The 17,705-nt window shown below is 45.4% G+C and carries 16 protein-coding genes and 2 riboswitches; of the genes, 10 read left to right on the top strand and 6 right to left on the bottom strand.

Annotated elements, in window-relative coordinates; all coding sequences use genetic code 11:
• Positions 1–50 precede the first annotated feature (50 nt).
• Positions 51–809 (top strand): LamB/YcsF family protein, encoded by a 759-nt coding sequence (locus ACQCN2_RS16630; RefSeq protein WP_426930067.1) that lies wholly within the window; start codon positions 51–53, stop codon positions 807–809.
• A gap of 62 nt (positions 810–871) precedes the next feature.
• On the opposite strand, the gene phaC is transcribed toward ACQCN2_RS16630, so the two are convergent.
• From phaC to ACQCN2_RS16615, 3 genes are read right to left on the bottom strand one after another with little or no spacing between them, the layout of a single operon-like run.
• A complete protein-coding gene (phaC, locus tag ACQCN2_RS16625; protein ID WP_426930066.1) occupies positions 872–1,966 on the bottom strand; it encodes a class III poly(R)-hydroxyalkanoic acid synthase subunit PhaC in 1,095 nt (364 codons plus the stop codon).
• Positions 1,967–1,980: 14 nt separating this feature from the next.
• The gene (locus ACQCN2_RS16620) at positions 1,981–2,727 is read right to left on the bottom strand and encodes a 3-oxoacyl-ACP reductase (protein WP_426930065.1); all 747 of its coding nucleotides are present in this window, start codon (positions 2,725–2,727) and stop codon (positions 1,981–1,983) included.
• Between the two features lie 58 nt (positions 2,728–2,785).
• The gene (locus tag ACQCN2_RS16615) at positions 2,786–3,121 is read right to left on the bottom strand and encodes a polyhydroxyalkanoic acid synthase subunit PhaR (protein ID WP_426930064.1); all 336 of its coding nucleotides are present in this window, start codon (positions 3,119–3,121) and stop codon (positions 2,786–2,788) included.
• A gap of 201 nt (positions 3,122–3,322) precedes the next feature.
• Here ACQCN2_RS16615 and ACQCN2_RS16610 point away from each other — a divergent pair, with 201 nt between their 5' ends.
• From ACQCN2_RS16610 to ACQCN2_RS16595, 4 genes are read left to right on the top strand one after another with little or no spacing between them, the layout of a single operon-like run.
• Complete coding sequence (locus tag ACQCN2_RS16610) at positions 3,323–5,173, top strand: stalk domain-containing protein (RefSeq protein ID WP_426930063.1); 1,851 nt, start codon at positions 3,323–3,325, stop codon at positions 5,171–5,173.
• A gap of 43 nt (positions 5,174–5,216) precedes the next feature.
• Positions 5,217–5,711: a shikimate kinase gene (locus ACQCN2_RS16605; RefSeq protein ID WP_426930238.1), complete on the top strand. Its 495-nt coding sequence runs from the start codon at positions 5,217–5,219 to the stop codon at positions 5,709–5,711.
• Positions 5,712–5,731: 20 nt separating this feature from the next.
• Positions 5,732–5,893 carry a YqzE family protein gene (locus ACQCN2_RS16600; protein WP_426930062.1) on the top strand — a complete coding sequence of 54 codons (162 nt, stop codon included), beginning with the start codon at positions 5,732–5,734 and terminating at the stop codon, positions 5,891–5,893.
• A 25-nt stretch (positions 5,894–5,918) separates the two neighbouring features.
• Complete coding sequence (locus tag ACQCN2_RS16595; RefSeq protein WP_426930061.1) at positions 5,919–6,173, top strand: YkuS family protein; 255 nt, start codon at positions 5,919–5,921, stop codon at positions 6,171–6,173.
• Between the two features lie 63 nt (positions 6,174–6,236).
• Here the strand turns inward: ACQCN2_RS16595 and ACQCN2_RS16590 are convergent, their stop codons facing one another.
• From ACQCN2_RS16590 to ACQCN2_RS16580, 3 genes are all read right to left on the bottom strand, one after another.
• Positions 6,237–7,091, bottom strand: a complete 855-nt coding sequence (locus ACQCN2_RS16590) for a hypothetical protein (RefSeq protein ID WP_426930060.1) — start codon at positions 7,089–7,091, stop codon at positions 6,237–6,239.
• Positions 7,092–7,252: 161 nt separating this feature from the next.
• Complete coding sequence (locus tag ACQCN2_RS16585; protein ID WP_426930059.1) at positions 7,253–8,350, bottom strand: YqhG family protein; 1,098 nt, start codon at positions 8,348–8,350, stop codon at positions 7,253–7,255.
• A gap of 33 nt (positions 8,351–8,383) precedes the next feature.
• Positions 8,384–10,093: a DEAD/DEAH box helicase gene (locus tag ACQCN2_RS16580; protein ID WP_426930058.1), complete on the bottom strand. Its 1,710-nt coding sequence runs from the start codon at positions 10,091–10,093 to the stop codon at positions 8,384–8,386.
• A gap of 217 nt (positions 10,094–10,310) precedes the next feature.
• A riboswitch (glycine riboswitch) is annotated at positions 10,311–10,409 on the top strand.
• Positions 10,410–10,526, top strand: a riboswitch (glycine riboswitch). It abuts the riboswitch before it with no gap.
• 124 nt (positions 10,527–10,650) lie between these two features.
• On the opposite strand from ACQCN2_RS16580, the gene gcvT reads away from it, so the two are divergent.
• The 5 genes from gcvT to ACQCN2_RS16555 all read left to right on the top strand — a co-directional run bounded on the left by gcvT (position 10,651) and on the right by ACQCN2_RS16555 (position 17,665).
• Positions 10,651–11,754: a glycine cleavage system aminomethyltransferase GcvT gene (gene gcvT, locus ACQCN2_RS16575; RefSeq protein WP_426930057.1), complete on the top strand. Its 1,104-nt coding sequence runs from the start codon at positions 10,651–10,653 to the stop codon at positions 11,752–11,754.
• A gap of 69 nt (positions 11,755–11,823) precedes the next feature.
• Entirely contained in the window at positions 11,824–13,176 is a 1,353-nt protein-coding gene (gene gcvPA / locus ACQCN2_RS16570; RefSeq protein WP_426930056.1) for an aminomethyl-transferring glycine dehydrogenase subunit GcvPA, read from the top strand.
• Positions 13,169–14,653 (top strand): aminomethyl-transferring glycine dehydrogenase subunit GcvPB, encoded by a 1,485-nt coding sequence (gene gcvPB / locus ACQCN2_RS16565; RefSeq protein ID WP_426930055.1) that lies wholly within the window; start codon positions 13,169–13,171, stop codon positions 14,651–14,653. Before gcvPA ends, gcvPB begins: the two co-directional genes overlap by 8 nt.
• A 153-nt stretch (positions 14,654–14,806) precedes the next feature.
• Positions 14,807–15,655, top strand: a complete 849-nt coding sequence (locus ACQCN2_RS16560; protein WP_426930054.1) for a polysaccharide lyase family 20 protein — start codon at positions 14,807–14,809, stop codon at positions 15,653–15,655.
• A 192-nt stretch (positions 15,656–15,847) separates the two neighbouring features.
• Positions 15,848–17,665 carry a PAS domain S-box protein gene (locus ACQCN2_RS16555; RefSeq protein WP_426930053.1) on the top strand — a complete coding sequence of 606 codons (1,818 nt, stop codon included), beginning with the start codon at positions 15,848–15,850 and terminating at the stop codon, positions 17,663–17,665.
• Positions 17,666–17,705: the final 40 nt, after the last annotated feature.

Below are 17,705 nucleotides of genomic sequence, written 5' to 3'. Positions count from 1 at the left end.
TTTCCAGATTATTGTATGCGCTTACATTAACCAAAGGGTGGGAAGATTAGATGAAACTCGATATAAATTGCGATTTGGGAGAATGGTTTGGCCGTTCTCGATTGAGTGAGGATTTGGGAATCTTAAAATGGATTACCTCCATGAATATTGCTTGCGGATTTCATGCGGGTGACCCTCATATCATTGCCAAACTAGTAGATGCTGCTTTGAAGAATGGAGTCATGATCGGGGCGCATCCGGGATATCCGGATATGCAAGGCTTCGGAAGACGCTCGATGCATCTATCTCCCAAGGAAGTGTATGAACTCGTCTTGTATCAAGTGGCCGCGCTGGATGGAATTACCCGGGCGATCGGTGGTTCTCTCCACCATGTCAAACTGCATGGCGCCCTGTATCACGAGGCCTCAGAACGTCCGGACATCGCGGAAGCGGTTGTACGGGCGGTTGCAGATATTAATGAAGAGTTGCTTTTATATGCTCTTTCTGGAAGTCCGTTAGTGGAAACCTGTCTTGAAATGGGTCAGCCCGTTGCTGAGGAAGTCTTCGCTGATCGTACTTACCTCCCAACTGGACGGTTGGCTCCCCGTGAATTAGAGGGAAGTGTGCTAATCGGCAAGAATGAACAACTGGAGCAAGCGGCGAAGCTTGTGATGGAGCAGCGTGTGAATACGGTGGATGGCAGCGTAATTGAACTCACAGCGGATACACTCTGCATCTCCGCTGAATGTCCGCACATCACTTCATTCCTCATGGATTTGCATTCGTGGGCGAATCAGAATGGGGTAAGTATTGAACCGATAGCAAGCTAAATGAACAAGGTGGTCGTCACGCTGACGACCACCTTTCCTTTTCTGACGAAAATCGTCTTCAATTAGTTCGAGCGGGCACTGAGCCACTCGTTAAGAGCAGGGAAGAATTGCTTTAAGGCAACGCCGCTGTTGACAATGGAGACGTGTCCTGTTGGCAATTCAAGAACAGACTTGTCTTCACTAGAGACGACATTGTTCAGGGCAATGCTTTGGCAAGGAAGCGCAATATGGTCTCTTTCGGCCACGACCGTCAAGAGGTTGGCTTTGATCTGGCTGAGATCGACGCGGTGTCCACGCAAGACAAGCTCGCCCTTGATTAATTTGTTCTGTTGGTAAAAATCACGTATCCATTGCTTGAAGGCTGCCCCTGGGAAAGGCGTTCCGTCTGCCACCCACTTGTTCAGCAGTCTCCAGTTTTTGATGAATTTTTCATCTGCGCCGCGGTCGATCAAATTTACCCATGGTCCCACGAAATTGGTGATCGGCTTGAGGAGCTTATTCCCAAAGTCCAGAATTTCCGGCGGGATGATCCCAAAAGTATCGACCATTTTATTCAGATTATAATAGCGCTCATCCAGCCAAACGGTGAAGGTCCCCGCATCCTCAAAGTCGATCGGGCTCGCCAATTGGATCTGGTTGCGAATCGGCAGGTGAGGATGTGTAGCCACGAACATGGAGGTTATGGTACCGCCCATGCAATAACCCAGAACGGATAGCTCATTGGCAGAAGACGTGCGCAGAACCTTATCCACTGCCCGTGGAATATAATCAAATACCAAGTCGTCAAAGGTAATATCCTTATCCTCCAGCTGGAAGACTCCCCAATCGAGCAAATACACGTCAAATCCCTGATTGACCAGGTATTCCACCATGCTCATACCAGGCGTCAAATCCATGATATAAGGCTTATTGATGAGCGCGTAGATAAGCAACAATGGAATTTTATGACGTTCCTCTTGTGGTTTGACTGGGATGTAACGATACAGTTTCGCTTTGTTTTTGGTCCAGATACACTCTTTTGGAGTGAGTCCTACTTCGGGTTCAGGTCCAGTCAAGGCTTCGCGTACGTTTTCCATGCGAGCAATGGATTTTTGATACGGCTCCGGCAAATGCTTGACCATCTCATTCCAGCTTTCGATATAATTTGGAACTGTCATGAATCCAATCCTCCCTACATGTATAGACCACCGTTAATATTTAAGCTCTGTCCTGTGATATAGGCGCCGTCTTTGACAAGATAGAGCACGCCTTTGGCGATTTCCTCCGGCAAACCGAAACGGCGCTGAGGAATACGGGATTTAATTTGTTCACGAATCTCTTCTTTTACAAAGGCGAGCATATCTGTTTCAATAAATCCTGGACAGATGCTGTTAACTGTCACGTTGCTCTTGGCTAATTCCAAAGCGAGTGATTTGGTGAACCCGATGATACCAGCTTTAGCGGCAGAGTAGTTGGTTTGGCCAAAACCGCCCGCCTGTCCGATGATGGAGGAAATATTAATCACTCGACCATTTTCAGATTCAAGCATGCTCGGAATGGCTGCTTGGGTTATGTAAAATAAACTGTTGAGATTGACCTGGATCACTTGATTCCAGTCTTCATCTGTTAACTTACGAAACGTACGATCCCGCGTAATTCCCGCATTGTTAACAAGTATGTCGATTCTTCCAAAATGTTCTTTTACTTGATTTACAAGGTGACGCGCATCATCTGCTTGAGAGATATCCGCTTGGATTGCCAAAGCCTTGATTCCGTATGTAGTTTCCACTTCTTGAACCAAAGATGTGGCAGCCTCGGCGCTTGATTGATAGTTAATGACAACATTCACTTCGTTCTTCGCCAATTCCCTTACAATTGATGCTCCGATACCGCGTGAACCGCCTGTTACAATCGCTACGTTTCCTTGTAAATTTGTCATCTTCATAACCCCCATACCTTGTAAGTTAGAAAAATAATGAACATTGAATAATATCGAGTTATTCTGTCTTTTCTTTCTGAACTTCGGCGAGTTGATCTTGAAGCTTATCCAATTTGATATCAAGTTCGTCCACTTTGTTTTCAAGATTGACAATTAATGAAGCGAGATTGGCAATGTCATTCTTGCTTGGAAGGTGGGCTTGTTCCAAGTATTTTTCTGTGCTTTTTCTGACGGCATCCTGGTATTCGAGCATTTGTTTTTGCATGTAACCCAACCATGCGGAGAAGGCTTCGGTTTGTACCGTTTCACCCAACATTTTGCCCCAATGCTCTTCCGTCTGGTCGTACAACTTTTTCCATACCGAAAAAGGATCGGTAAATTGATTGTTGCTCATACATACCTCCATATAAGGGAATTGTTGGAACCAAACACTAATATTATAACGTGGTGGCGGACGTTTGTATCGGCTAATTCGATTTGTAAGCGCTATTAATTTTAGATAATTTTTGACAGGAGTTTACAAGAATAACTAAAGATACCCACCTTCCATTCGGGATGTTACAATATAGGCAAATAGATGATGGAGTAGAGTTAGATGAACTCAGTAAAGAAGACAAGTTTGTTAATATGTGTGGCTATTCTTGTCGTATTTTCGGCGGTAGGAGTTGTCATAAAATGGCCACAATTATCCGAATGGTTTCACACTCAGCAGGCTAGTGTCGTGGAGTCGTCGGTTGGAGCTGACCCCTTCCTTTATGATCCGCTCGTGCCTTCGCTGATTAAAAATCTGCATGTTTCCTATAAAATTGCAGCCGAATTACATACCAACGAGGCTTCCATTACAGGGAAAGAGACGATACTGTTTGATAACCCCAAGGCGAAAGAACTTTACCTGTATGTCTACGATTACACGTGGAGCCCCATGAGGATTAAAGCGATTCGCTACAAAAATAAAGGCATACCTTTTCGTAGGGAAGGTACCGTAATCCGCTTTGACAACGTGTTGGGGAGTCAAAGCAGGGGAGCGATCGAGGTGGAATTCGAGTCCATGGTTCCCAGGAGCGGGACACGCTATGGGGTTAAGGATGATATCTGGACGCTGACGAACTGGTATCCCATGCTAGGTTCAGTCGATCAGAAAAATCAGTGGTATGTTCCACCAGAACCTAATTCGTTTGGCGATCCGTTTGTGTATCACTATGCGGACTATGATTTGACCTTCACCTCACCTGAAGCTTACCAGTGGGTAACCTCGTGGGGACTGGGCAAAGCGCAACCGTCGCAGGATGGACGCAAATCGGTCGAGTATCATGCCAAGAAGGTCTTGAATTTTGCGTTAGTGGGAAGCCCGATGTATCATATCGAAACGGTTGATATTAATCCAGGGCATCAGGTGCACATTGCGACAACGAATGAATCGAACTTAAGTTTAATGAAGTCGATTGCCCAATCTGCCTTCGAAGCGTACATAAGTGAATATGGTGCCTTGCCATATCCAGAGGTGGCAATCGCTGAAACAGGAGCCAATACAACATTTGCGATGGAATATGCCAATATGGCGATCTTCTCCAAAGATATGTACGCGAACAATCTGATCGATCACTGGCTGCCTCATGAAATTGCTCATATGTATTGGTATAACAGCATTTCTACGATTGAACCAATCTATGGTTGGCTAGATGAAGGGATGGCTGAAGCAAGCCTGTACTTCTATGATTTGAAGCGGCACGGTAAAAGCCAGGCAGACTCCTTTATTCAAGAATATACGGCGACAACGAATCAATTGTCGGCTCGCTACCCATTCGGTAAGCTGGGTAAAAATCTCAATCAATTTGAGACACGTGATGAATTTTCTTGGACATGGTATTCCAAGGGGGCGATGTTGTACCATCGTTTGCGCGATCAGATTGGAGACGCCAAGTTTAAGGAGTTTTTACAGCGAGTACAACGAAGTTATCATGGGTTCACTGTAGGACCTGAACACCTGGACCAAGCGTTGGGACAAACCCTGAGAGGTGAAGCCCATTACTTCGTGCCAAATGTCGAGCGAATTAATCAAGCGGGTTTCGCTCCGATTGAGATGGTACCTTATGTTGATACCGTGATTAATGATATGGCGTTCTATCCGAATATGGCGGCAAGGATTCAAGATAACACCGTCTATCTGCCTGTAGCTGAAATTATGCAGAAGCTTGGCTATCATGTCGTGTGGAATGAAGAAAAGAGAACGATCCACATGAAAGCTGGAAATAAAGAAGTCATTGTTCATGATTTCTCGAACAAGATACAAGTAAACGGTCACCCGGTCACGACGAAAAAACCAACGATTGAGGTAAAAAGCCACGTGATGGTGCCGTTGGAGTTTTTTAGTCAGGTAATGGGGTATCAGGTTCACTACGACAAAGACACACGAGTTGTTCAGATTACGGTACCGGAAAGGAACTAAAATATTGGTGAGCACAGAGAGAAATATCGTATTTGTCGGGTTTATGGGTACAGGAAAATCAACAATTGGTTCCTTGTTGGCCAAACGCTTAGGGATGACACACGTTGATCTTGATCAGGCGATTGTAGAAAGTGAGGGTGTGGATATCCCCACGATTTTTAAGGAAAAAGGGGAATCCTATTTTCGAGAGGTCGAGACTCATTTGCTTGCCAAGCTTCTGGATCGGAAAAGTCAAGTCATCACGACTGGTGGCGGAGCTGTTCTTCGTTCAGAGAATGTAAAACAGATGATGAATCATTCGCTGGTTATCGGACTGTACGCTGACGCAGACGAAATTATTTCCCGAGTAACGGCTGATCAAGGGCGTCCGCTGCTTGCCGGCAATCCGGCTGAGCGAGTTGTGGTATTGCTTGAAGAGCGGAAGGGAGCCTATGACTTCGCAATGATTCAGATCAATACGACCAAGAAACAACCCGATGCGATCATCGAAGAAATCTTGAAACGCATGGTTGAATATCAGGTCAAACGGCAAGACTAAACCTGTAAGGGGGAGTCGTGATGTCGTTTCAGGATTACCTTAAATTCTTAACCAAGCGATTCGTACAATACATGGATACACCAAAAGAAGAGCGAAAAAAAAACAAACCACCCCGAGAACCATGGTCTTCTAAGTGGTTTGGTGTAATTCCTATGTCAATCAGGTTGTTCTTGCGCAAGTAAAAACAGACTGGATGGAGGAATGGATATGCCAAAAATTGCTGTTGAACATTCATTAACCGATCTCTCTAAAATGTTGCGGGCTAACGGATTTGATGTTGTCGAATTAGGAAATTGGCAACAACAAGTGGATGCTGTTGTCATTACAGGGCAGGATGAGAATCTCATGGGGATTCAAGGCAACTTGATTACGGGCGCACCCGTCATCAATGCGAATGGGATGAGTACTATGGACGTTTTTCATGAGGTCAATCAACGCGTACAACCAAGCAGCCACCGATAAGGTTCAAAAACTAATAGCATAAATGGATCGAGGTAGCCAGAGACAGGCTACCTTTTTATTTTTTTATTGTACGATTTTTCCGACTTTGGTGATGTAAGCGGAGGGTAAATAACGAAGTCCCTCATCCCATACACCAATATAGAGCGTTTTATCGCCCCATACGTGTACAGATCCGACTGTAAATGGGGCGAGCACTTCATCCTGAAACAATGACGCGGTAACGACAAATGATTTTTTAGTTGTGGTATTGGCAAAGTGTTCCCACAAAGCGGGAGTTGTTTCAGTTGTCTTGATCGGTTGGGCTTGCATCCAATCAATCGTGTCAAATGGATCCGTCTCGACTTGCTGAAGTGTGGAGGTTTTCGTCAAAGGGAAGCCTGCTAGGGCCAAATCCTCTTGAGAAAGGGTTTCCATGATCCCTTTGTCCGGTTGAAACATGGATGGATAATGCTCTCCTGTTTTTGCGTCAACGTATTGGGGTAATCCATTTTGATCAAATTTCCAATAAGAAGCGAATCCGTCGTATATAGGTAGAGCGCCCTTTTGTCTGGGTGCAATCGTATCGTTAAATAAAACAAATTCTCCTAAACCGTATTCCATCAGGACGAACTGTGGAGATTGCTGTTCTTTCCTCTGTTTCTCTTCAGCGACCACCATATAACCCACTTGCTTGTCCCGAGCCGATAGGGTAACCAACCACTGCATGGAATTAGGTCCGAGGGTTTGAACAGAGGTTTTCGCCCCTTTCCAATCGTCAAATTGGTGATCGGCGGTTGATAGTTCTTTTATCCAAACGTTTATTTGTTGGGAAAAAGCCACGGTCCACGTCTTTTCTTCTGCGCTTACGGAAGCGGGAGAAAACGTACAGACAATCACAACCATTATTTGTAAACAGATTTGGCCGATACGTTGCAACAATTCAAGCACATCCCTTCTGATTAAGCGTAAAGGTAAATCACTTATCCTTACTCATTTTAACCAGAATATGCCTAAACAATTTGTTGCTTGCTGTCAGGAAGAGAATGTTTTTCTCGTGTGGGTTTTACATATTTTTACTCTTGCGTCAGCATTCTCTATTTTTAGAGAGGGGGTTCATTGTACAGGTAAAACAACCCGGCGTTAATGACTTGCACGTCGATTCGAGGTTCGTACTGCCACTTCAACTCGGCCATTCTCCGATTTTTTTCCTCTTGAGGAGAACTTGACTTCCAATCTTGTTGAACAATCTTTTCTTTTGAAGTTTCCGGGATACTGTTCATTCTCAGGAAATCGAGTATACTTCCGCCTCCCTGACGATGTTCTTCCAAAGAGACTGGGGCAGACACATCCTGTTGGTTGCTCATGAGCGGAAGGGAAAAGGGAGCGGGAGATGGGTCTTCTAACGGCAAATTCACCGCATTGGTAGGAATATCAGGTTCTTGAGCGCCCCCTGTTGTATCCGTCTGGGTCTTTTCTCTTGAGTCTTTCTCCTTTTCGTCTAACTCCAATTGGGTGTAGTAGGCTTCGAGTATCTCAAGCTCTTCGGAGAGTCTTCGCCGCGCTTCCTCAGCCCATTTCTGATCTTGTGTAGCAATAAAGGAGTGCACGTGATCATTAAACATATCGAACGCATGCTCCAACGAAAGTCGACGATCCAGCGTATAATGGTAGTCGGGTATGGCAGGTGAGAGTGTTAAGCGTTTCAAAAAGGTGTAGAAATCGTCAACCATCCGCAAATGATGTAAGTTTATTCCCAAAGAAAGCAGACAGTCTCGCTTTTTGTCACAGATAAAAGAGATTTTGACATTGATACAAAGCCAGGGAGTCAGCGGAGTCGAACGATGTGCTCTCGTTATAGCTGAAGAGGCAAGCGGACTCTGCTCAAATAAACAGACAAAGCTACCATGCTTTCGGGTTGATTCAAAAATCTGATGCAAACGCCTCGATCCAAAATGAACGAACTCTCCGCGAAAATTCTCGGGTTTCTTTTCTTCATCAAAAAGAAAGCTCAGGATTAACGGTTGAGGAGGAATATTCATTTTCTCTACCCAGGACCAGTAGAAGGGGCGATTCCCGATATCCTTGTCTACTTCATCTGGAAGCTTAACGGTAACAAAGGCGGGATGAGACTCCACGATATGGGTAGAGAAGGCCGCCAGGTAACTTTCGATGTATCTTCGGACCTCTTGTTGGTTCACGCAAGCAACCTCCATATTGGCTGGGATGTTTCTTCAAGGACTTAGATGATTGGCGACCGCATTAGGTGGAACGTTTTGAACCGATTGCCGGATGGAACGGATTGCTTCCCCCATATTATCCAGCTTCAATGCCATTTCCCTATTTGAACGGGAATCCATTATGATATCGATCAGGTTGTGCTCAAGGGATTTAGATAGCTTCAGCCGATCGACAATATCCTCAAGCTCTCCAATGACCATCTCGAATAGATCAATTTTTTCATATAACAGATTCAAAATATGTTCTTCGATTGTTCCGGTGGTGGACAAATTATAGATGAAAACATCGCGTTTCTGTCCCAAGCGATGTACCCGACCAATTCGCTGTTCGATCCGCATTGGATTCCATGGCAGGTCGTAATTGATCACCTGATTGCAAAATTGCAGGTTAATCCCTTCACCTGCGGCCTCAGTAGCGATGAGTACTTGTGCTCGGTTCTGAAATAATTCGGTCATCCAGTCTTTCTTGCTTCGTTTAAATCCGCCTCGGAACGGGACAGAGGTGATGCCGTGATCGCTTAAATACTTTTGCAGATAGTTTTGAGTGGCGCGATATTCCGTAAAGATAATCACTTTATCGTTCAACTGCTGAATCAACTCCACGGCTTTGGCGGCCTTGGAATGAGTTTCGATTTTTTTGATTTTCTCGACCAACTCCATGATGACGCTGCGCTGGGGAGAATCTTCAGGAGCTCGCTGATACATGTTGTAGAGGGTCATGAAGGCGGCCTCTCGACTGGAGCAAACCTCCCGTTGTAACGTAATTAAAGCGAGCGCGTTCATCGCCCCCAACTCCGAACGATAATAGGTCCGGATAAAATCGGTGACGCCCTCGTACAAATCCCATTCCTCAGATGATAATTCAATGGGAATCGATTGCACGTGTCTAGTCGTGAAATGAACACCACCATCACTTCTGCGGTTGCGAATCATGATTTTACCGATTTCTTTTTGAAGTTTGTCATTATTTTTGGCTTGCCGTTTGCCCTCAACATAGTTGGAAGAGAAAGAGGAACTGTGACCCAGATGCCCAGGACGCAGCAGGTTGATCAGGTTGTACAGCTCATCCATTTCATTCTGGATAGGGGTAGCTGTAAGCAATAAGCAGTATTTTTTCTTAACCTCTTTGACGAATTGATAGTTACGGGTTCGTTTGTTCTTTAGTTTGTGCGCTTCATCAATGATTAACATATCGTAGCTGATATCCAGAACGTGACTTCGATGAGGATCACGTTTTGCTGTATCAATCGAAGCTACCACCACATCATGTTGTCGCCACATGTACTCCTTCTTCTGGGCAACCGCCGGAATCCCGAATTTTTGATTCAATTCTTTGGTCCACTGGATCACAAGCGAGGCTGGAACGAGGATGAGAATTTTTTTAGCCAGGCCGCGAACCATATATTCTTTCATGACAAGTCCCGCTTCAATCGTCTTGCCAAGTCCCACTTCATCCGCTAGAATGGCTCGCCCGCGCATCTCGTTAAGAACTTTCTTGGCGGTTACCAATTGATGGTCAAATGGTTGGATATTCGGAAGATATTTGAGGGCTTGCAGCTCATCAAACGCTTTGACCGAGATGGCTTCCTCAGCTTCAAGGGCAAGCTGAAACAGATCCCAACGATGCCAGGGTCCATCATGTTGAATCTTGTCTGACAACGGTTGTATCCACGAACGATCGAAATGTATAGGAATATTCGTCATATACCTGACTCCTTTCGTGGATTTGTCATTTACTAGATATAATCAAAGGAAAATACAAACGATTATAATCCGTTTTGTGATTAACATTAAGAAATTGCTTTATTTTGATGAAATCTTGTTTTCAAGTATCAGGGTGTCGTGGTACGATAGAGAAGGTTCTTTATTTGGTTAGTATGAATTGTTTGAGAAAAGTTATGTATGAACTAATTTCATGCGAATGATGGTAGTAGGGAGAGACCGCTTCACTGCGGCGCCGAAGGAGCAAGCTTTCAAGAAAGAAAGTGAATCTCTCAGGCAAAAGTACCTCTACCGGACGCATCTCTGGAGAGAGCTTACGACTGTACGTAAGCCACCCAAGGGGAAACTTGTGAAACCGCTATAGCTTATGGTTTCGTCAAGGCAACTCTCAGGTACCAAGGACAGGGAGGAAGAAGACAGGGCGCTTTTATTTGGCGTGCTATCTCTTCCTTTTCTGTCCTTTTCTTGTGGGACGGTTTCCGTAGCCTCAAGGGCAATCAAAACTAGTTCGATTGTATTTTTCAGGAGGTGCAGTTCCGATGACAGAATTGAAGAAAACCCCACTATTTCCGGTCTATGCGGAATATGGTGCGAAGACGATTGACTTCGGCGGCTGGGATTTGCCGGTACAATTCTCAAGCATCACCGCAGAGCATGAGGCGGTTCGTACCAAAGCAGGTTTGTTTGATGTATCTCACATGGGCGAAGTGTTGGTGCAAGGATCAGGATCTCTTTACTACCTTCAACGCTTGACAACCAACGACGTGTCCAAATTGGAAGTCGGTCAGGCTCAGTACAGTGCTATGTGCTACCCAGACGGCGGTACTGTCGATGATTTGCTGGTGTACAAATTTGCCGATGATCATTATTACTTGGTGATTAATGCGGGGAACATCGACAAGGATTTTGCTTGGATGCAAGAAAATCTGACAGCAGATGTGGAGATCACCAATATTTCAGAAGAGACTGCACAGCTTGCCTTGCAAGGACCAGCAGCACAGAAAGTCCTGCAAAAGCTAACCGAAACAGACCTTTCCTCCATCGGGTTCTTCCGTTTCCAACGAGATGTTCTCATTGATGGAGTACCTTCTCTTGTGTCTCGCACAGGGTACACGGGTGAAGACGGATTTGAGATTTATATGGCGGCGGACAAAGGCATTCAACTTTGGCACAAAATTCTTGAAGCAGGTCAACAAGAGGGTGTCCTTCCATGTGGATTAGGAGCAAGGGATACACTTCGCTTCGAGGCCAAGCTGCCGCTTTATGGTCAAGAATTAAGCAAGGATATTACACCAATTGAGGCGGGCATAGGCTTTGCCGTCAAAACAGATAAAGAGATCCCGGCCATTGGCTTTGAGGTGTTAAAAGAACAAAAGGCAAACGGTGCACCTCGTAAGCTTGTCGGTATCGAAATGATTGACAGAGGGATTCCGCGTTCCCATTATCCAGTCTTCGTGGGAGATGTACAGATCGGTGAGGTTACAACCGGAACGCAATCTCCAACTTTGAAGAAAAATGTCGGGCTCGTATTGTTGAAAGCTGAATACACCGCATTAGGAACAGAAGTGGACGTAGAGATTCGAGGCAAGCGTCTGAAAGCGCAAGTGGTTGCGTCACCATTCTATAAACGCGAGAAAAAGTAAGGGAAAAATCTGCATGCACATTTCTCGCTGAATAAATAGAAAATTTGGATTCCAAGGAGGATCACCCACGTGAGATACCGTTATTTACCGCAAACGGACCAGGACAAACGCGAGATGCTTGAAGCTCTCGGTATCCAATCCATTGACGAATTGTTTGCTGACATTCCAGAAGAGGTGCGCTTTAAAGGGGAATTGAACATCTCCGAAGCATTGTCAGAACCAGAATTGGTGAAATACATGAAGGGGCTCGCTGCTAAGAACGTAAACTTCGAGTCTCATGTGAATTTCTTGGGTGCGGGTGTGTACGAGCACTATATCCCAAGTGTAGTGAACCATGTCATTTCCCGTTCCGAATTCTATACAGCCTATACACCTTATCAACCAGAGATCAGCCAAGGGGAATTGCAAGCGATTTTTGAATTCCAGACCATGGTGTGTGAAATGACTGGCATGGAAGTAGCGAACTCATCTATGTATGATGGCCCTACCTCGATGGCGGAAGCGGCTATGATGGCAGCCGGTCATACTGGAAAACCTCGCGTGGTCATCTCCAGTGCTGTTCATCCAGAAGCGCGTCAAATTCTTAAGACTTATGCGTATGGTCAAAGTGTAGAGGTGCAGGAAATCGGTTACTCCGCTCAGGGTGTGACGAACCTAGCCGAACTGGAAGCAGCAATAGATGAACAGACAGGTGCAGTGATCGTACAGTATCCGAACTTCTTTGGAAATGTGGAAGATTTGCAAGCGATCGAGAAGCTGGTACACAGCAAAGGTGCTTTGTTAATTGTGAAATCGAATCCGGTTGCGCTAGGCGTTCTGGAAGCGCCGGGCAAACTGGGTGCCGACATCGTGGTTGGCGATATGCAGCCGTTCGGGATTCATGCCAACTTTGGCGGACCACACTGTGGATATTTCGCTACTACAACCAAATTAATGCGTAAAATGCCAGGTCGTATCGTGGGTCAAACCAAAGACGAGAATGGCAAACGCGGTTTCGTGTTAACCTTGCAAGCCCGCGAACAGCATATCCGTCGTGAAAAAGCGACTTCTAACATTTGTTCCAACCAGGCTTTGAATGCTTTGGCTGCGTCTGTTTCCCTAAGTGCGATTGGTAAACAAGGCGTACAAGAGATGGCCATGATGAACCTGCAAAAAGCGCATTATGCGAAGCAAGCCTTTGCCAAGGCGAACATGGAAGTAGTCTTCCAAGCACCAACCTTTAATGAGTTTGTGGTGAAAGTAGGAAAGCCTGTAGCAGAAGTGAATAAGGCCCTCCTCGCTGCTGGAATGATCGGCGGTTATGATCTGGGACGTAACTATCCGGAGCTGGACGGTCACATGCTGCTCGCGGTAACAGAGCTTCGCAGCAAACAGCAGATCGATACCTTGGTGCAAGAAATGGAGGCGATCACTCGTGCGTAACGATCAAGAAAAAGCACTGATATTTGAAATGAGCAAACCGGGACGTATAAGCTACAGCTTGCCTGAGCTTGATGTTCCTGAAGTTGATGTGGCGTCATTATTGCCAGATCACCTCATCCGTGAAACTCCTGCTGAATTACCCGAAGTATCGGAATTGCAATTAATGAGACACTATACGGAGTTGTCTAACCGCAACCACGGGGTCGATTCAGGGTTCTACCCGCTTGGCTCTTGCACAATGAAATACAATCCGAAGATTAATGAGGACGTTGCTCGATATACAGGATTCGCCGGCATCCACCCTTATCAAGCGGATGAAACCGTTCAAGGCGCCTTGGAAATGATGTACAACCTCCAGAATGACCTGGCTGAAATCACTGGAATGGACGCGGTTACGCTTCAACCAGCTGCAGGAGCGGCAGGGGAGTGGACAGGGCTGATGTTAATCCGCGCTTACCATGAGAGCCGCGGCGAGAAGCGCACCAAAGTCATCGTGCCAAACTCCTCTCACGGTACCAACCCGGCATCTGTGTCGATTGCTGGATTTGAGACCGTAACGATTCCATCAGACGAGCGCGGTCTGGTTGATATTGAAGCGTTGCGCGCGGCAGTTGGCCCTGATACCGCTGGTTTGATGCTGACCAATCCGAATACGCTTGGGCTATTCGAAGAAAACATTATTGAAATGGCGAACATCGTACATGAAGCAGGCGGATTGCTATACTATGACGGTGCCAATGCTAACGCGATTCTCGGAATTGCTCGTCCTGGCGACATGGGCTTCGACGTGGTTCACTTGAATCTGCACAAAACGTTCACGGGTCCTCACGGCGGTGGCGGTCCTGGTTCTGGCCCAGTTGGCGTGAAATCCATTTTGATGCCGTTCTTGCCAACTCCAATGGTAGCGAAGACTGAAGATGGCAGCTTCAAGCTCGATTACAACTATCCCGCATCCATTGGACGGGTCAAAGCATTCTACGGAAACTTCGGAATCTACCTGCGCGCCTACACCTACATTCGTACAATGGGTGCAAAAGGATTGCACAAGGTCTCCCAGTATGCCGTATTGAACGCGAACTACATGATGCGTCGTCTGTCTGCTGCCTACGAATTGCCGTATGATCGAATTTGTAAGCATGAATTCGTTCTCTCCGGCGTCCGTCAGAAGAAGCTGGGTGTCCGTACACTCGATATCGCCAAACGCCTGTTGGACTTTGGCTATCATCCGCCAACTATCTACTTCCCGTTGATTGTGGATGAGTGTATGATGATCGAGCCTACAGAAACAGAGAGCAAAGAGACACTTGACGAGTTTATCGACGTCTTGCTGCAAATTGCGCGTGAATGCGAAGAAACTCCAGAGGTTGTTCAAGAAGCGCCTCACACGACGGTTGTCAAACGTCTTGACGAAGCTACAGCTGCTCGTAAACCAATTCTGCGCTATCAAAAGACCGTAGAGGAAAAAGCGCTAGTGTAAGCAATCGAATCCATAAACAAATCAAAAGACGACTTCTCATTCAAGAAATTTGAATAAGGGTCGTCTTTTTGTTTGTTGCTACCACTTCCAACACACTTTTTCTACATTTTCCTGTTACTATAAAGCTATCAACTCATCGGGGTGTTAGAGAAGATGAAAAAGTTTTTTGTTTTATCTGTCCTTATTACCAGTTTACTTGTAAGTAGTATCGCAATGGTTAGCGCAAAAGAATTGGCGAGCCACATCATGGTTCAAGACAACTTTCAATCCGGACTAGGACAATGGAAAGTGGCCATCAACGCTGCAGAAGACCGTGCGGGCCTGGATGCAGACACGGTTACTCAACGCGTACAAGTAGTAGATGCTCCCGGTATGCCACAAGGTCACAAGGCGGTACAATTCGTCGTTCCGCATACCGAGGGACAGTTCCGCTCAGAAATTGCGCAACCACACGAAGAGGGGTTCCACGAGCGTTGGTACGCGGCTCGGGTTTATATCCCACAAGATTGGGTGTTCGATACCGACAGCGGCAACGACATCTTCCTGCAATGGCACGCCATCCTCGGTAATGAGCGAGTGGACAGAGATTTTCCAAACTTGTCTATTTCGGTAGATGGTGACAAGTACGTGATAAAACGTAGCTTCGGTTCCGTTGCGGATATACAGCGCGATTCGAGAGCTCTCGATCAACCAGTGCAAAAAGGAGTCTGGTCTTCCTGGGTTGTCCATGCACGGTGGTCATCTGCGAGCGATGGACAGGTCGAAGTCTGGAAGGATGGGAAATCTGTTTGGAAGGTGAACGGTCCCAATGCCTACACCACGCGCCCACGCACGCCATACTTCAAGACGGGGATTTACCACCCGCAGTGGAAGCTGAAATACGGCGAACTAAAAACCGGACTGGTAAAAGAACGGAAGATTTTAATCACTGATGTCAAGATTGGAAACGAACAAGCGAACTACAATGATATGATGCCCAAGGATGATTTGCCAAAAGAGTAGGCTGGGATGCTAAATCACACACAGTTATCATTACAACACCTGGGAAATAGGGGGCAAGATAAACATTCGGATAACATCCACTCCCAGGCGTCCTTTTGCTAGTTTGCAGGGAGCGATTTTCAAGGAGTTTTACAAAAGAGATAGAATATATACACATCAAGTATATTCTTTATTTAAGGCAGGTATAATCCTATGGATAAAGAGACTCTTCGAACCAATCTAAGTGAAGCACACATCTACATGAAAGAACTGCTTCAGTCTTTTGTCGAAACGACGACTGATGCAATTTCCATTAGAGATATGAAGGGAAATATACTTCTCATAAATAATGCCTTTGAAAAAATTTATGGCTGGACATTTCATGATCTGGTGCGTGATCCGTACTGTCTGGTGCCGGAAAATTTAATAAATGAAACCATAGAAATTTTTCGCCCGATAAAAAGCTCAGGAAAGCGGATTTCTGGATATGAGACCGTACGCAAGCGAAAAGATGGCACGATGGTGCATGTAAGTTTAACGGCTTCACCTATACGGGATATTGAAGGAAATATTGTCGGCACTTCGGTTATCGCAAGAGATATTACCGAAAGTAAAAAGGCTGAAGTAGCCTTGCTGGAAAGTGAGGCCAAATATCGGATATTAGTAGAAAATACGAATGATATTATCAGCTCATTTGATGTGAACATGAATAAAATTTTTATCTCACCTTCTATCGAGCTTCACTTGGGATACACCCAGGATGAATATCTTCAGACCGATCTTTTGGCTATGATTCACCCTGATGATGTAAAAACAATAGTGGATGTGCATCAATCAATTACTATTCATAAAAAAACGGTTCAAATTGAGTCGAGAGTAAAACATAAAAATGGATCTTGGGTCTATTTGGAGTCGCGTTGCGTACCAATCTTATCTGAGAACGCCAAGCTTGAAAGCTATTTGGTCGTGTCCCGCAATATTACCGAACGCAAACAATCTGAAGAAGCTTTGCGAAAAAGCGAGGAACAATACCGATTCATTGCTGAACATACAGCAGATTTCATTTCTGTCATTGATAAGTTTGGCAAGACCGTGTACAGTTCTCCTTCGCATCTGAAAAAGTTAGGCACGGATCGAATTCACTTTGATAAAGTCCATCCTGACGACGCGTCCCGGGTTTGTGAACAGTTCTCCCACATGCTCCGAACGATAACCCCGATTATCTGTGAATATCGATATAAACTGGATCATGAAAGATGGATTTATTTGGAGTCGAGAGGAATGCCCTATACCAGCGCTGATGGCGAATATCCATACTTTTTTAATGTGACACGTGATATTACGGAGGAGAAACAAAAAGAAGAACTATTCCTAAGAACAGAAAAACTGTCAGTCGTCGGAGAATTAGCCGCAAGTATCGCCCACGAAATCAGAAATCCGCTCACCACATTGAAGGGATTTATTCAGTATTTACAACCAGAAACTTCAGATAGTTCCTCGTATACTCCCATTCTGTTGTCTGAGCTAGATCGAATCAACTTCATCGTGAGTGAGCTGCTTGTCTTGGCGAAGCCCCAAAATCTCCATATAAGGCCGGTTCTTTTGCACAGTATGATCGAGAATGTTGTAAAGTTGCTTGAATCGGAAGCGAATCTCAAAAACATCGTCATCACGACGGAATTGGTAAATGAACCAATTTCGATCAATTGTGAGGAATATCAGTTTAAGCAGCTATTGATCAACATCCTGAAGAATTCTCTGGACGCGATCTCGGAAAATGGCGAAATCAGTATTCAAACGACACTACGAAGTGACAAGCAAGTCCTGATTCGCATTACTGATAACGGTTGCGGCATTCCACCTGAACTGCTGCCGAAACTTGGAGAACCTTTTTACACCACCAAAGAAAAGGGGACAGGATTAGGCTTACTTGTCAGTAACAAAATTATTAAAGATCATCAAGGAAGTATTCGCTTTAGCAGTGAAATGAATAAGGGTACCACCGTTGATATCACCTTACCTTGTCTCTGACACTTTTACAAAGTTGTGAACTTGCTCACTCGAAAGGTAG

The sequence above is a fragment of the Brevibacillus ginsengisoli genome, assembly GCF_050113715.1.
GTDB classification, from domain to species: domain Bacteria; phylum Bacillota; class Bacilli; order Brevibacillales; family Brevibacillaceae; genus Brevibacillus_H; species Brevibacillus_H ginsengisoli.
The sequence above is the reverse complement of the archived record's forward strand: the minus strand, read 5'-3'. Positions and strand labels throughout refer to the sequence as shown.

Bases quoted from the DNA above. Each gene is read 5' to 3' on its own strand.
- ACQCN2_RS16630 (WP_426930067.1), top strand. From the start codon at position 51: ATGAAACTCGATATAAATTGCGATTTGGGAGAATGGTTTGGCCGTTCT.
- phaC (WP_426930066.1), bottom strand. From the start codon at position 1,966: ATGACAGTTCCAAATTATATCGAAAGCTGGAATGAGATGGTCAAGCAT.
- ACQCN2_RS16620 (WP_426930065.1), bottom strand. From the start codon at position 2,727: ATGACAAATTTACAAGGAAACGTAGCGATTGTAACAGGCGGTTCACGC.
- ACQCN2_RS16615 (WP_426930064.1), bottom strand. From the start codon at position 3,121: ATGAGCAACAATCAATTTACCGATCCTTTTTCGGTATGGAAAAAGTTG.
- ACQCN2_RS16610 (WP_426930063.1), top strand. From the start codon at position 3,323: ATGAACTCAGTAAAGAAGACAAGTTTGTTAATATGTGTGGCTATTCTT.
- ACQCN2_RS16605 (WP_426930238.1), top strand. From the start codon at position 5,217: ATGGGTACAGGAAAATCAACAATTGGTTCCTTGTTGGCCAAACGCTTA.
- ACQCN2_RS16600 (WP_426930062.1), top strand. From the start codon at position 5,732: ATGTCGTTTCAGGATTACCTTAAATTCTTAACCAAGCGATTCGTACAA.
- ACQCN2_RS16595 (WP_426930061.1), top strand. From the start codon at position 5,919: ATGCCAAAAATTGCTGTTGAACATTCATTAACCGATCTCTCTAAAATG.
- ACQCN2_RS16580 (WP_426930058.1), bottom strand. From the start codon at position 10,093: ATGACGAATATTCCTATACATTTCGATCGTTCGTGGATACAACCGTTG.
- gcvT (WP_426930057.1), top strand. From the start codon at position 10,651: ATGACAGAATTGAAGAAAACCCCACTATTTCCGGTCTATGCGGAATAT.
- ACQCN2_RS16560 (WP_426930054.1), top strand. From the start codon at position 14,807: ATGAAAAAGTTTTTTGTTTTATCTGTCCTTATTACCAGTTTACTTGTA.
- ACQCN2_RS16555 (WP_426930053.1), top strand. From the start codon at position 15,848: ATGGATAAAGAGACTCTTCGAACCAATCTAAGTGAAGCACACATCTAC.